17 protein-coding genes are annotated in these 12,397 nt (G+C 74.0%); 8 read left to right on the top strand and 9 right to left on the bottom strand.

Annotated elements, in window-relative coordinates; all coding sequences use genetic code 11:
* Position 1: 1 nt before the first annotated feature.
* Complete coding sequence (locus tag AB0I21_RS13860) at positions 2 to 460, bottom strand: GNAT family N-acetyltransferase (protein WP_360561070.1); 459 nt, start codon at positions 458 to 460, stop codon at positions 2 to 4.
* Positions 461 to 531: 71 nt separating this feature from the next.
* Positions 532 to 810 (bottom strand): GlsB/YeaQ/YmgE family stress response membrane protein, encoded by a 279-nt coding sequence (locus AB0I21_RS13855; protein ID WP_360561068.1) that lies wholly within the window; start codon positions 808 to 810, stop codon positions 532 to 534.
* Positions 811 to 993: 183 nt separating this feature from the next.
* Between AB0I21_RS13855 and AB0I21_RS13850 the strand changes: the two genes are divergently transcribed.
* On the top strand, positions 994 to 2,178 hold the full coding sequence (locus AB0I21_RS13850) for a hypothetical protein (protein ID WP_360561067.1): 1,185 nt from the start codon (positions 994 to 996) through the stop codon (positions 2,176 to 2,178).
* 44 nt (positions 2,179 to 2,222) lie between these two features.
* Positions 2,223 to 3,704 carry an RtcB family protein gene (locus tag AB0I21_RS13845; protein ID WP_360561066.1) on the top strand — a complete coding sequence of 494 codons (1,482 nt, stop codon included), beginning with the start codon at positions 2,223 to 2,225 and terminating at the stop codon, positions 3,702 to 3,704.
* Positions 3,705 to 3,735: 31 nt separating this feature from the next.
* On the opposite strand, the gene trxA is transcribed toward AB0I21_RS13845, so the two are convergent.
* The 4 genes from trxA to AB0I21_RS13825 form a co-directional block, all read right to left on the bottom strand.
* Positions 3,736 to 4,161 carry a thioredoxin gene (gene trxA, locus AB0I21_RS13840; RefSeq protein ID WP_344499388.1) on the bottom strand — a complete coding sequence of 142 codons (426 nt, stop codon included), beginning with the start codon at positions 4,159 to 4,161 and terminating at the stop codon, positions 3,736 to 3,738.
* Positions 4,162 to 4,239: 78 nt separating this feature from the next.
* On the bottom strand, positions 4,240 to 4,836 hold the full coding sequence (locus tag AB0I21_RS13835; protein WP_360561064.1) for a DedA family protein: 597 nt from the start codon (positions 4,834 to 4,836) through the stop codon (positions 4,240 to 4,242).
* 26 nt (positions 4,837 to 4,862) lie between these two features.
* Complete coding sequence (locus AB0I21_RS13830) at positions 4,863 to 5,771, bottom strand: MBL fold metallo-hydrolase (protein WP_360561062.1); 909 nt, start codon at positions 5,769 to 5,771, stop codon at positions 4,863 to 4,865.
* A gap of 73 nt (positions 5,772 to 5,844) precedes the next feature.
* Positions 5,845 to 7,104 (bottom strand): hypothetical protein, encoded by a 1,260-nt coding sequence (locus AB0I21_RS13825; RefSeq protein ID WP_360561060.1) that lies wholly within the window; start codon positions 7,102 to 7,104, stop codon positions 5,845 to 5,847.
* 23 nt (positions 7,105 to 7,127) lie between these two features.
* Between AB0I21_RS13825 and AB0I21_RS13820 the strand changes: the two genes are divergently transcribed.
* On the top strand, positions 7,128 to 8,237 hold the full coding sequence (locus AB0I21_RS13820) for a serine hydrolase domain-containing protein (protein WP_360561058.1): 1,110 nt from the start codon (positions 7,128 to 7,130) through the stop codon (positions 8,235 to 8,237).
* Here the strand turns inward: AB0I21_RS13820 and AB0I21_RS13815 are convergent.
* Positions 8,215 to 8,859 (bottom strand): ABATE domain-containing protein, encoded by a 645-nt coding sequence (locus AB0I21_RS13815; RefSeq protein ID WP_360561056.1) that lies wholly within the window; start codon positions 8,857 to 8,859, stop codon positions 8,215 to 8,217. The two genes, AB0I21_RS13820 and AB0I21_RS13815, sit on opposite strands and share 23 nt — an antisense overlap.
* A 31-nt stretch (positions 8,860 to 8,890) precedes the next feature.
* On the opposite strand from AB0I21_RS13815, the gene AB0I21_RS13810 reads away from it, so the two are divergent.
* Positions 8,891 to 9,280, top strand: a complete 390-nt coding sequence (locus tag AB0I21_RS13810; RefSeq protein ID WP_360561054.1) for a GNAT family N-acetyltransferase — start codon at positions 8,891 to 8,893, stop codon at positions 9,278 to 9,280.
* An 84-nt stretch (positions 9,281 to 9,364) separates the two neighbouring features.
* A complete protein-coding gene (locus AB0I21_RS13805; protein ID WP_360561052.1) occupies positions 9,365 to 10,162 on the top strand; it encodes a DUF6745 domain-containing protein in 798 nt (265 codons plus the stop codon).
* Between the two features lie 6 nt (positions 10,163 to 10,168).
* On the opposite strand, the gene AB0I21_RS13800 is transcribed toward AB0I21_RS13805, so the two are convergent.
* Both AB0I21_RS13800 and AB0I21_RS13795 read right to left on the bottom strand, forming a co-directional pair.
* A complete protein-coding gene (locus AB0I21_RS13800) occupies positions 10,169 to 10,369 on the bottom strand; it encodes a helix-hairpin-helix domain-containing protein (protein ID WP_344499404.1) in 201 nt (66 codons plus the stop codon).
* An 18-nt stretch (positions 10,370 to 10,387) separates the two neighbouring features.
* Positions 10,388 to 11,140, bottom strand: a complete 753-nt coding sequence (locus AB0I21_RS13795) for an SDR family NAD(P)-dependent oxidoreductase (protein WP_360561050.1) — start codon at positions 11,138 to 11,140, stop codon at positions 10,388 to 10,390.
* Positions 11,141 to 11,163: 23 nt separating this feature from the next.
* Here AB0I21_RS13795 and AB0I21_RS13790 point away from each other — a divergent pair, with 23 nt between their 5' ends.
* From AB0I21_RS13790 to AB0I21_RS13780, 3 genes are all read left to right on the top strand, one after another.
* Positions 11,164 to 11,760, top strand: a complete 597-nt coding sequence (locus AB0I21_RS13790) for a DUF402 domain-containing protein (RefSeq protein WP_360561048.1) — start codon at positions 11,164 to 11,166, stop codon at positions 11,758 to 11,760.
* Between the two features lie 192 nt (positions 11,761 to 11,952).
* Positions 11,953 to 12,201 carry a hypothetical protein gene (locus tag AB0I21_RS13785; RefSeq protein ID WP_360561046.1) on the top strand — a complete coding sequence of 83 codons (249 nt, stop codon included), beginning with the start codon at positions 11,953 to 11,955 and terminating at the stop codon, positions 12,199 to 12,201.
* 35 nt (positions 12,202 to 12,236) lie between these two features.
* Entirely contained in the window at positions 12,237 to 12,389 is a 153-nt protein-coding gene (locus tag AB0I21_RS13780; RefSeq protein ID WP_360561045.1) for a hypothetical protein, read from the top strand.
* The last annotated feature ends 8 nt before the right edge of the window (positions 12,390 to 12,397 follow it).

The raw sequence follows: 12,397 nt of genomic DNA, 5'->3' as shown, positions 1-12,397 counted from the left end.
CTCAGGCGGTCTGCCGGCGCAGCGTGAGGTACGGCACGGCGCCCGGCTCGGGCTCGTAGCGGTCCACCTCGACGAAGCCGCGCGCCTCGGCGAACCGGACACCGGCGGTGTTCGCCGCCCAGACCACCGTCTCGACCGCGGGGGCGGCCTGGTCGACGGCCTGGTCAGCGGCCTGGCGCATCGCCCGCTCGTACAGTGCCGCACCCAGCCCGCGGCCGCGCCACTGCGGCAGCACCCGGACGATCACCGTGGACGCCCCGCCGCCGGCCTCGGGCGGCCGGACCGTGGTGCAGCCGACCAGCACGTCACCGTCGTAGGCGACCTCCAGCAGATACCTGCCGACCCGTTCGCGCGCCTCGTCGGTGGACATCGCGGCGTCCGGCACGACCGCGTTGTGCACCAGCCTCCAGTCCTCGAGCGTGGCGTCGTCGGTGACCGGTCCGATCCGCAGGCTCGACATGGCCGCGACCATACGGCAACGGCGCCCGGCACGGTGGCCGGGCGCCGTTGAAGTCAGCGCTGGACGTCTGCTCAGAGAGCCCGGCGGCCCCGACCGGCGAAGCCGGCCACGAGCGCCACACCGACGGCGGCGAGCAGCACCTGCACGACGAGCTCGCCCCAGTCGACGCCGGGGGTGTCGGTCGCGATGCCGATCGCGTTCGCCAGGACCGTGCCCAGCAGCGCGGCGACGACACCGACGACCATGGTCAGCAGGATCGACATGTGCTGCCGGCCCGGGACCACGAGCCGCCCGAGCGCACCCACGATCAGACCGACGATCAGCGCGGTGATGATCCCAGTGACGGTCATTGCTCCTCCTGAACTCGTTGCTTCCTGTGTGCCTCGGCCCTGCTCCCGCTCCGCCTCGGCTCTGCTTCAGTGATGCCCGTGCGTTCCTGATCCGAAACCGATCGCACCCGTCATCCGAAACCGATCGCACCCGTCCTCGATCGGGACGGCGCAACTCCGGCAATCGGCTATCGTTACGCGTCTATGAGAGTCCTCGCTGTCGTCGCCGCCGGAGTCACCGTCGCCGCGACGCTGGTCACCGCCACCACCAGCGCGTCCGCCGCGGCGGCGCCGGCCACGCTGCCCGCCGGCCAGTTCACGCTGTCGGCGAACTACCACCAGTTCGACGCGGTGAACTCGGCCCTGGTGTCCACGCTGGGCACCGCGGCCGTGCACACCGTCATGGACAACGCCAACCACGACCGGACCGGGATCACCGACTCGCTCGGGATCAGCTACGAGACCGGCTTCTCGTTCGACTCCGGCGACGACAACGACTGCACCAACTACCCGCAGGGCATCACCACCAGCCGGGACGCCATCGGCACCGCCAACAGCGGCAACTACGACGGCCACCAGCTGATCCTGGTCAGCTGGTACACCAAGGACGGTTGCGACGGGGCGTCCTCGCGCAGCCGGATCACGCTCGTCGACTGGGACGCCACGTATCCCAACAAGTACCGCAAGGTCCTGCTGGTCGAGCCGACCGGCACGACGGCCGCCCCCGACTTCAAGGACATCAAGATCCACGCCGGCGGCGTCTCGTGGTTCGGCGACTACCTGTACGTCGCCGACACCGGCCGCGGCATGCGGGTCTTCGACATGCGCAAGATCCTGAAGACGAACACCGGCGGGACCGCCGCGCAGATCGGCCGGCAGAACGCGACCACCTACTACGCGCACAACTACGCGTACGTGCTGCCCCAGATCGGCACGATCACCGCGGCGACCACGTCGGGCACGAACCTGGCCTGGTCGTCCATCTCGCTGGACCGGGTCAGCCGGTCGATCGTCATGACCGAGTACACGTGCGCCTCCGGCTGCGCCGACTACCCCAACCGGCCCCCGCGGGCGGTGCGCTTCCCGTTCGCCGCCGGCGCCACCACGTTCGCCGCGAGCACCACGGCCAGCCAGGCGCTGCAGCTTCCCTGGTACAAGCTGAACGGCGTCGCCTCGCACAACAACCGCTGGTGGTTCAACTCGTCCGGCGCCAAGCAGCTGTACTACTGGACGCCGTCGGCGGGCTCACACACGTACGCGTGGGTCAGCGGCGGCGAGAGCATCAGCTACTGGGAGGACGCGACCGAGGCGGATCTGCTGTGGTCGCTGCAGGAGCAGGTCGGGCACCGCAACGTGTTCGCCGTCAAGCAGGCCGACTTCGACGGGTAATTCGTTGTACGGCGGGCGGGGCGCCTTCCTACCCTGGGCGGACCATGTCGACCACCAAGCGGCCCGATCCGCGCCTCGCCCGCACCGACGACTCCTGGCTGACCCTGCCCAACCCGCACGGCGTGCCCGTGGAGATCTGCGCCGCGCCCGACGTGCCGATCGAGTCCGCCGCGGTCGACGAGCTGCTCACCGTCGTGGAGACGGCGGCCACGCTTGACGCCATGGGCGCCCGGCTGGACCGGGTCGTGTGCACCCCCGACTTCCACAAGGGCGCCGGGATCCCGATCGGCACGGTCCTGCAGACGACCGGGGCCCTCATCCCGCAGGCGGTCGGCAACGACATCAACTGCGGCATGCGGGTCGAAGCCACGTCACTGACCGTCGACCGGGTCCGGCCGCACCTGGACCGCCTCGAGCAGCACCTGCGGCACCTGTTCTTCGAGGGCGGCCGGCGCATCGGCCTCACCCCCGCGCACCGCGAGGGCCTGCTCCGCGACGGCCTTCCGGGCCTGCTGTCCGCCGGTGTCCCGTCCGGCGCGGAGGGCGCCTGGGCGCAGGTCCGCCCCGACGACCTCGCCCCGGACAACCTGCACGCCGCCGGCCACCCGGTCGCGTCCGCCGCCGGCTTCGACGACTGGATCACCAGCGGCGGCGGCACCAGCTACGACAGCATCATCGGCAGCGTCGGCGGCGGCAACCACTTCGCCGAGCTGCAGTACGTCTCGGAGATCCACGACGGCGCGGCCGCCTACGCCTGGGGCCTCGCCCCGGGACGGGTGGTGCTCATGGTGCACACGGGGTCGCTCTCGCTCGGCCACCAGGCCAACTCCACCGGCCAGGACCAGGCCCGCGCCCTGTGGCCGCGGGGCGTGCCGATGCCCCGTAACCGCATCCTGCCCATGCAGCTGACCGACGAGGGCTCCGCCCGCATCGGGAAGTACCTGACGGCGTTCGCCAACGCGGCCAACTTCGCCATCGGCAACCGCTTCTTCCTGGCCCTGATGATGCGTGCCGGACTCGCCGCCGTCGCCGGACAGGTCGATTCGCGGCTGGTGTACGAGTCGCCGCACAACCTCCTGTGGCCCTCGCCCGACGGCACCGTCGTGCACCGCAAGGGCGCCACCCCCGCCGCGGGCCCCGGCGACACGACCCCGTGGGGCGAGCCGGTCATCGTGCCGGGCTCGATGGGCGCCCCCAGCCACCTGCTGCGCGGCCTCGGCAACCCGCGCGCCCTGCAGAGCGCCTGCCACGGCGCCGGCCGCAGCGTCCCGCGTGGCTCCGCCTCCCGCGGCAGCGACGCCGAGCTCGACGCGTTCCTGGACGAGTTCCGCGTGGTGACCCCGCTGAACCACCGCGACCCCGCCCTCGCCGGCCGCCGCGACATCCTCGACGCCTGGCGCCGCGACCTCAAACAGGAGGCACCCTGGGCGTACAAGGAGGTCGGCCCGGTCGTCCGCACCCTGGAGACCGCGGGCGTGGCCACCCCGGTCGCCGAGCTGCGCCCCCTCCTCACCGTCAAGGGCTGACCGGACCCTGCCGTCCGGTTGCCGGCAGGCCTCAGGCCAGGGACTGCTCGACCCAGCGGCGCAGGACGGTGGCGTTGGCGGCGCCGGACTGGCGGGCGACGACCTTGCCGTCCTTGACGATCATCAGGGTGGGGACGGCGCGGACGTCGAAGCGGCGGGACAGGCCGGGGGCCTTGTCGATGTCGACCTTCACGAGCTTGACCGTGCCGGCGAGCTCGGTGGCGACCTGCTCCAGGGCGGGGCTCACCGCGCGGCACGGGCCGCACCAGGTGGCCCACAGGTCGACGAGGACGGGGGTCGACGAGCGCTCGGCGACCTCGGCGAACGTGTCGTCGCCCGCGTCGACGATCCATGGCAGCTTCGCGCCGCAGCTGCCGCAGGCGGGTCTGCCCGACGCCGCCGCCGGGACCCGGTTCCGTTTGCCGCACGCCGCGCACGCCACGATGCTGCCCGCCACTGGTCACTCCCGTTCGCTCAGGACCCATCAGGTGCAAGCGCCGCCCGTACCGGCGAAATTCCCGCGACGACGAGGGCGTCAGGTCGCGCGGAGCTTGCGGACGGCGAGGGTCACCGCGCCGGCGGCGAGCAGGACGCCGACGGCGGTGCCGGCCGGGGCGCTGAAGCGGTCGACCTGGTGCCAGCGCTCGGCGAGCATCCAGCCGGCGCCGATGAACAGCGCGTTCCACACGCCCGAGCCGGCGGTGGTCAGCAGCACGAACTTCGGCAGCCGCATCCGCTCGATCCCCGCCGGGATCGACACGAGGCTGCGCAGCACCGGCACGCACCGCGACAGGGCCACGAACCAGGAGCCGTGCCGCTGGAAGAGCCGCCGGCCGCGCTCCAGGTCGCGCTGCCCGGCGAGCAGGAACCAGCGGCGCCCCGCGAGCCGGTGCAGCCGCTCATACCCGAGGCGGGCACCGAGCCAGTAGAGCAGCAGCGACCCGGCGACGGCCCCGGCGGTCGCGCACAGCCAGACGAGCACCGGGTGCATGGCGCCGGCCCGCGCCCGGAAGCCCGCGAGGGGCAGGATCAGCTCCGACGGGATCGGCGGGACGAGGGTCTCCAGGGCGATGAGCAGCCCGACCCCGACAGGCCCCAGCTGGTCGATGACGGCGAAGATCCAGTCTGTCATCGCATGGAGCCTACCCGCGGACGGGCTCAGACGCTGGTCGCCATGGGGCCGCCGAGCCAGGCGACGGCGTCGGTGAGGGCGGCGACCGGATCGACGTCGGTGCCGCGGCTGTCCGCATACGCGCGGTGCAGGTTGGGCACGATCCGCTCCGCGTCGGCCCAGCCCGCGAACTCGCCGAGGTCGCAGGCGCGGGCGGCCTCCAGCGGGGTCAGCCCGGCCCGCAGGCCCGCGTCGGCGGTGTCGAGGACGAGTCGCAGGTACCGGCGGATCCGGTCGAACACGGGGTCGATGTCGGCGGCGGTGAGCAGCGGCCCGTGGCCCGGGACGAGATGGTCGGGCCCGAACGCGGCGAGCCAGTCCAGGGCCGCGATCGCGCCGGTGACGGAGCCCATGAACACCAGCGGGGTGAGACCGTTGAAGACGAGGTCGCCGGCGAAGAGGACCCGCTCCTCGGGCAGCCACGCGACGAGGTCGCCGGTCGTGTGCGCGGGCCCGCCGGGGTGCACGACGTCGACCCGGCGCTGTCCGATGTGGACGGTGAGCCGGTCCTGCACGGTGATGTCGGGGAGCCTGCGGGTGACGGCGCCCCAGTCAGGGACGGGCTGCCACAGCGGCGGGCAGCCGTCGATGACCGGGTCGACGCGCAGCCCCTCGCGCATGTGCTCGTGGCCGACGATGACGGTGGCGGCGGGCAGCAGGCTGTTGCCATACGTGTGGTCGCCGTGCAGGTGCGTGTTGACGGCGAGGCGGACCGTGCCGCCGCCGGTCGCTTCGTGCACGGCGGCGAGGAAGCGCCTGGTGCGGGTCTCGGTCGCGCACGTGTCGACCAGCAGGACCTGGTCACCGCCGGCGACGACGCCCGCGTTGTTGAGCCACCACGTGCCGTCAGGCTGGACCCACGCGTGCACCCCGGGCACGACCTCGTGCAGCGTCATGCCCCGCAGCGTACCGCCACCGGAATGACGCCGAAAAGTCCCGCAACGTCCCGGAAAGGCCCCGAAAAGGCGGCTAGCGTCGCAGCGGGATCTGGCCGGGGGTGACGAGGCCGAGCCTGACCAGGTCGAAGTCCAGGTCGCGCTCCCACTCCACCCGCGGCGCCACGAGCGGGCTGCCGCTCTGCGCGAACGTCAGGTGCGCGGCCCCGCCCGCCGAGCCCAGGAACAGGCCCGGGCGGCGGCTGGCGCCGAACCCGCCGAGCGTCTCCAGGCGCCGCGGGCGCTGCCCGTCGACGACCGACCCCGCCCAGCGCCAGGGGGCCGCGTTGGCCATGAGGGCGGTCGCGTTGGTGGTCCACTTGTCGGTCCACTCCCGCAGCCGGAAGCTCTCCGGCAGCCCCCGCAGCACGCGCGCGGTGGCCCGGTCGGTGGTGACGCCGCACATGTCCAGGGCGTCCATGGCGTGCCCGGCCAGCAGCGCGTCGACGACCGCGCCGGCGTCGTCCGCGTCGCCCCACAGCTCGCCGACGCCGGTGGCGGGGGACTGCCAGTACTGCGGCATCCGGTCCCAGCGGTGAGGTGCCGCCGCGCCCGCCACCCGCGTGAGGCCCGCCCGCAGGCCACCGCCGGGGACGACGCCGACCGCGAGCCAGATGCCCTTACCCGCCGGTTTCGCCGGCGGCACGATCTCCCGCAGCAGCACCTGGACGCGACCGGCGAGCCGGCCACCGGTCCGGTCGCGCGGGAACCACCACCGGATCCCGGGCAGGAACAGCCCGGCGACGGTCTCGTCGAGGTCCTCCAGCTGCCGCTCCGACAGCACCGACAGCAGCGCGGGGTCGAGCGCCACGTCGACGGGGATCCGGTCGCTGGTGAGCTTCGACGTCGCCAGCCGCTGCAGCCGGGCCCGGCGGCGGCCCTCGGGCTCGAGGGCGGGGACGACGGCCCAGGTCGCCTCCCACTGCGCCCACTCCTCGACGGCGGCGACGACGTCCTCGGGGAACACCGAGTGGAACTGGCCGGACGGCACCGCGAGCGGGTCGCCGTGCTCCAGCGGCTGCGCGTCGCCCTGGCGGCGCTCGTAGAACGCGGCGGTGAACCCGAGCACGGCCGCCGGGTCCGGCAGGGCGTCCACCTGCTCCCAGTCGCCGACGCGCTCGCCGGGCCGGATGTCGGCGACGGTCACGACCGCGTAGGCCTCCTCGCCCGGCATCCGCACCCAGGCGCCCGGCTCCACCGGACTCGCCGACCACTGGCGCGGCGCCTGGCGGACCACCGGCTCCAGGCCGGACCGGCGCAACGCGTCGACAGCTGCGGTCAGGGACGTCTCCACGGGGAACACCATAAGGTGAGGTCATGGACGAGCTGCACGGGAGCATGGCGGGACTGGTCGACCGTGGCGCGGTGCCCGGCCTGGTGGCCGCGGTCGCCGGCGCCGACGGGCCGGTCCGGGTCGAGGTGCTCGGCTCGACGTCGACCGGGCCCGACGCGGTGCCGATGCGCCGCGACACGCCGGTCCGGCTGACGTCGGTGACGAAGCCGATGGTCGCCGCGGCCGCGATGACGCTGGTCGAGGACGGGCTGCTCGCCCTCGACGAGCCCGTCGACCGGCTGCTGCCGGAGCTCGCCGGCCCGCGGGTGCTGCGCCGCCCCGACGGCGACGTCGACGACACGGTGCCGGCCCGGCGGGCGATCACCGTCGAGGACGTGCTCACCTACCGCATGGGGCACGGGCTGCTGCTCGACCCGGCTGCCGACCCGCCGATCAACCCGCCGGTGCCGGCCGTCCGGGCCGCCGACGCGCTGGACCTGGCGATCGTCCGGCCCGACCCGAGGACCCCGCACGACGTCGACGAGTGGATGCGCCGGTTCGCCTCGCTGCCGCTGCTGTTCCAGCCGGGGGAGCGCTGGGCGTACAACTCCAGCGGCCACATCCTGGGAGTGCTGGTCGCGCGGGCGGCCGGGATGCCGCTCGGCGACGCGCTGCGGGAGCGGCTGTTCGAACCGCTCGGCATGACCTCCACCGGCTTCTCGCTGCCGCCGGAGCGGGCCGCCGAGCTGCCGGCGGTGTACTTCCAGGGCGTCCGGCAGACGGACGTGGCGACCGCGGAGGCATGGACCCGCGAGCCGGCGTTCCCCGACGGCGCCGCCGGGCTGGCATCCACTGTGGACGACGTGGTGGCGTTCGGCCGGCACCTGCTGCGCGGCGGCCCGGGGCTGCGGGCGATGACGGTGAACCGCCTGACGCCGGCCCAGATCGAGGGCGGCGGGATGCTGCTCGGCGGGCACGGCTGGGGCTTCGGCATGGCCGTCCACGCCGACGGCACGTACGGCTGGGACGGCGGCTACGGCACGTCGTGGAGCAACAGCCCGGCGACCGGCACCGTCCGGGTCCTGCTGACCCAGGTGTCCGACGTGCTCTTCGACGGCACCGTGCAGGAGTTCACCCGCCGCGCCGTGATGTAGCTCGTGTGGCTGGTGCAGCTCGTGCCGCTCGGGCAGCGAGACCGGTCGCGTGCGGCGGTGTGCCGTTGACCGGTGCCGGGCTCGACGGGCCGCGGGCCAGGCGCTTGCGGGCGCGGTTGCCGCACGGGTCGGCCGAGCACCAGCGGCGGGTGCCCGTGTGGGACGCGTCCAGGAACAGCGCCGCGCACGACGGGTCGACGCACGCCCGCACCCGCGCGGCGGCGGGCGACGTGACCAGGTCCAGGGCGTCGCGGGCGACCAGCGCCAGGGTCGCGGTGACCGGGTCGGCGGCCTGCCAGCGCGGCGCGCCACCGGCGTCGAGGAACGGCACCGGCACCGACCGGGCCGCGGCGTCGTTGACCGCGTCGCGCACCTGCGCGGGCGCCGCGGTCGCGCCGGCCACGACCAGCGCGTGGACGGCCTCGCGGAGGCGCCACGCGCCGGCGACGATCGCCGCGGGCACGCTGCTGCCGGCCGGCGGCGCGACCGGGCCGAACTGCCGGACCCACGCCGCGAGCGCCGGACCGTCGGGGAGGTCCTCGACCGGCGTGCCGCTGCCACGGTCGCGCAGCGTGTGGACGAAGTCCAGACACAGCCGTCCTGTGCCCTGGCGGAACGACATTGACGCAGCATATATGGGTAGAGTGCGGCCCGTGACGTACACATGGCGCGGCGCGTTCACCGACGCTGAGGTCGAGGCACTGCACGCGGAAGGTTTCGGGCATCCGCCGACCGGCAGCGCGTGGTGGGCCCGGGTCAACCGGCACAGCCTCGGCTGGGTCTGCGCCCGCGCCGAAGGCCGGCTGGTCGGGTTCGTCAACGTCGCCTGGGACGGCGCGTCCCACGCGTTCGTGCTCGACACCGTCGTCTCGTCCGCCGGCCGGCGTCGCGGCCTCGGCACGGGCCTCGTCGCGGCGGCCGTCGAGGGTGCGCGCGCCGGCGGCTGCGAGTGGCTCCACGTCGACTTCGAGGACCACCTGAGCGGCTTCTACCTGAAGTCGTGCGGCTTCACCCCGACCGGTGCCGGACTCATCAAGCTGTGAACGGGGTTGCGGGCGCTGCCCGTACACCTGCAGAATGGTCGACATGATCCGCACTCACCGGAAGGGCGCGTCCGCCCTCGCGCGTTGACCGCCACGGCGCGGCGTGCCGCCGCTGCCCCCACCCTCCGCCAGTCCGCCGCCCGTGAAACCCGGGTCCTCGAGCTGTGGCATCGCGCGGAGCCGATCCGCGACGAGTGGCTCGAAGCGGGCAGGTCCACCGGCCCGGCCGACCGGGCGACGACCGAACACCTCATCGCCGGCCTCTACCGCCGGCAGCACCGGCGCGTGCCGGTGTTCCGCTGGGTCGCCTCGCCACGGCAGGCGCTGCCCCTGCTCGCCGGCCTGCCGACGCACGAGGTCCTGCAGTCCTGGGTCCGCGACCGGCGTCCACAAGGGACACCACCGGTGGCCGGCGACATCGCCGCCGGCCTGGCCCGCCTGCGCGGCGCGCTCGACGACGCCGTCGAGCACACCGAACTGCTCGCCGCCGCGGTGAAGAAGCCGTGGCCGGTCCTCCCGCCGCGACAGGCCCTGCAGGCCGGGGTCCCGCTGCTGGAGGTCCTGCAACGGTCGCTGCACGAGCCCCTCGCCGCCGGCCTCACCTGGCCGGTCCGGTCCGCCCTGAGTCCACACAGGACGGTGCCGGTCTGCTGGTACGGCCAGCAGGACGCGACCTGGATCGGCTTCTACGACACGATCCGCAAGCTGGGCCTCGCCAGGTTCCGCCCGCACGACGACGCGCAGCTCGACGAGTGGGCCGCCCTGGCCCGCGCCGCCGGCTGGTGGTGGCCCGGCGACGACGTCTGCGTCCTCGTCGAGCGCCCGTCCCAGGTGGCCCCACGCCGCGTCGGCTACCGCGACGGCACCACCATCACCTGGTGACGCCGCTCAGCCGAGGCTGAGCCCGTGCTCCTGCAGGGCCTCCTGCAGGAGCCGCAGGGCCTTCGGTCCGACGCCGTGCAACCCGGCCAGCCGCACACGGGGGACACCGGCCACGTCACGCAGCGACGTGTAGCCGGCGTCGTGCAGCGCCCGGGTTGCCGGCGCGCCGATCTTCGGCAGCGAGTCGAGGTCGGGTTTCGCGGTCATCCGGGGTCACTCTCCGGGTCACTCGGGGAGCTGGACGCCCGACAGCGAGGCGCAGGCGGCGAGGAGACCGTCCTGGACGGAGCGGTCATACGCGGCGGGGTTGGCCTTCAGGTCGGTGCGGCGCTTGAAGTAGCGGGCGGTGACCGTCGCCGCCGGGTCGTCGGAGGTCGCCAGCCAGACCTGGGTCTCGGCGCCCTCCGGCAGGCCGTCGGTGGCACTGGGGCCGCCGAGCTTCGTGCGGATCCAGCCCGGGTCGACGGCGTTGCTGCGCACCTGCGGCCACCGCCGCGCGACGGCGAACGCGAGCGCCACGTCGTGCAGCTTCGAGTCGCTGTATGCCTGCATGCCGTGCCAGGGCTTGCGCTCGTACTGCAGGTCGTCGAGGTCGGCGACCCCGACCGACTCCAGGCCCGAGGTGAGGTAGACCAGCCGCGCCGGTTTGGGCATGAGCGCGGTCAGCACGTACGGCGCGAGCACGTTCACCTGGAACGTCCGCTCCAGCCCGTCGCCGGTGGTGCGCCGCTCGTCCTGCCCGCCGATGCCCGCGTTGTGCACGACCACGTCGAACTGCCCGGCGTCCCGCCCGAGCGCCTTCGTCTCCGCCAGCGACGCGAGGTCCCCGACGACCACCGGCACACCCGGCAGCCCGGCCGCCGCGGCCCGCTCCGCGCTGCGCGCGTGCAGCACCACGTCATGCCCGAGCCGCAGCAGCTGCTCCGCCGTCTCCAGCCCGATCCCGTCCGTCGACCCTGTCACCAGTACCCGTGCCATACCAGACATTCTAGGATCGGCCGATGGCTGACTTCGTCCGACGGTACTTCCGCGGACCTCACCTGGTGTGGGCGAAGGCGACCAGGCTCGTCGCCGCCGACGACCGTGGCCTGCTGCTGTGGCTACCCGTGGGCGCCGAGTTCGCGTGCCGGGTCGACGCGGACGGGCGGCCGCTGCGGGCCGCACCGACCGTGGAGGCCTGCGGCGCGGCGCCGCTCGCGACCCGGACGTGGCGCGGCTACGACGTCCTGTTGCTGCACCCGCCCGGCGCCGCGCACTCGGTGTGGTGGTTCTTCGCCGGCGGTGAGTTCGCCGGCTGGTACGTCAACCTGGAGTCCCCGGCGGTCCGCCGCGACGGCGGGATCGACGTCGTCGACCACCACCTCGACATCGACGTCGCCCCGGACCGGCGCTGGCGGTGGAAGGACGAGGACGAGTTCACCGACTGCATCGGCCGGCCCGGCTTCTGGAGCGCCGACCAGGCCGCGGCGATCCGCGCGGAGGGCGACCGGGTCGCCGCGGCGGTCGAGGCGGGGAGCTTTCCGTTCGACGGCACCTGGTGTGACTTCACCCCGGGCGACTGGCCGCTGCCGAGGCTGCCCGCGGAAGGTGCGGCGTAGGTCGGCAGGTTCATGGCGCTTCCCAGCGTGTCCTGGTTGTCCTGACCGGCCAGCCGCCGCGCGAGGCTGGTGATGGCGGGCTGGGTGACCTGCTCCGTCGCCGTTAGCGCGGTCGGCCGCATCGGCCCGCGCCGCGACAGCGTGTGCACCCCGACAGCGCGCTGAAGCCCGAGCCCTGCAAATCTGGCCGCGATGGCCGGGCGGCGGGAGTGGTGTGGTGCCGAGACGTCCGCGCGCGGGCTCGGGCGGCTCGGGGTCGCGGAGGCCGTGCCGACGTTGCGGTTCCTGTGGGAGGAGACGACCCACTCGTACGCGCGCGGCGACTACCTGGCCGGGCTCATTGGCGCCGCCGGGGCCGGCGCGGCGGAGTTCCTCGACGAGGCCCTCGACGACTGCGAGGAGCGCGTCCGCGAGTACACCGGCGGAACAGCGCAGCCATAGACGTAACGCCTACCATGTCGGTAGGATTCAGCGGGATGGGACGGTGGGGTGGTCGCGCGGGAGAGCTGGCGCCGGGGCTGCTGTTCGTGGCGGCGATGGTGGCGCTGTTCCAGCGGTGGGAGGTGGTGTTCTGGGTGTGCGCGGGAGCGACCGTGCTCAGCCAGTACACCACCATCCGACGCGACTGATCCGGCCC

The sequence above is a fragment of the Dactylosporangium sp. NPDC050588 genome (assembly GCF_040654975.1).
In the GTDB taxonomy this organism is placed as follows: domain Bacteria; phylum Actinomycetota; class Actinomycetes; order Mycobacteriales; family Micromonosporaceae; genus Dactylosporangium; species Dactylosporangium maewongense.
This window is presented reverse-complemented; position numbering and strand designations above follow the sequence as displayed.

Coding starts and splice junctions, on each gene's coding strand:
- AB0I21_RS13785 (WP_360561046.1), top strand. CDS start 11,953: ATGGCCGGGCGGCGGGAGTGGTGTGGTGCCGAGACGTCCGCGCGCGGG.
- AB0I21_RS13860 (WP_360561070.1), bottom strand. CDS start 460: ATGTCGAGCCTGCGGATCGGACCGGTCACCGACGACGCCACGCTCGAG.
- AB0I21_RS13820 (WP_360561058.1), top strand. CDS start 7,128: ATGGACGAGCTGCACGGGAGCATGGCGGGACTGGTCGACCGTGGCGCG.
- AB0I21_RS13835 (WP_360561064.1), bottom strand. CDS start 4,836: ATGACAGACTGGATCTTCGCCGTCATCGACCAGCTGGGGCCTGTCGGG.
- AB0I21_RS13780 (WP_360561045.1), top strand. CDS start 12,237: ATGGGACGGTGGGGTGGTCGCGCGGGAGAGCTGGCGCCGGGGCTGCTG.
- AB0I21_RS13790 (WP_360561048.1), top strand. CDS start 11,164: ATGGCTGACTTCGTCCGACGGTACTTCCGCGGACCTCACCTGGTGTGG.
- AB0I21_RS13830 (WP_360561062.1), bottom strand. CDS start 5,771: ATGACGCTGCACGAGGTCGTGCCCGGGGTGCACGCGTGGGTCCAGCCT.
- AB0I21_RS13795 (WP_360561050.1), bottom strand. CDS start 11,140: ATGGCACGGGTACTGGTGACAGGGTCGACGGACGGGATCGGGCTGGAG.
- AB0I21_RS13855 (WP_360561068.1), bottom strand. CDS start 810: ATGACCGTCACTGGGATCATCACCGCGCTGATCGTCGGTCTGATCGTG.
- AB0I21_RS13850 (WP_360561067.1), top strand. CDS start 994: ATGAGAGTCCTCGCTGTCGTCGCCGCCGGAGTCACCGTCGCCGCGACG.
- AB0I21_RS13815 (WP_360561056.1), bottom strand. CDS start 8,859: ATGTCGTTCCGCCAGGGCACAGGACGGCTGTGTCTGGACTTCGTCCAC.
- AB0I21_RS13800 (WP_344499404.1), bottom strand. CDS start 10,369: ATGACCGCGAAACCCGACCTCGACTCGCTGCCGAAGATCGGCGCGCCG.
- AB0I21_RS13845 (WP_360561066.1), top strand. CDS start 2,223: ATGTCGACCACCAAGCGGCCCGATCCGCGCCTCGCCCGCACCGACGAC.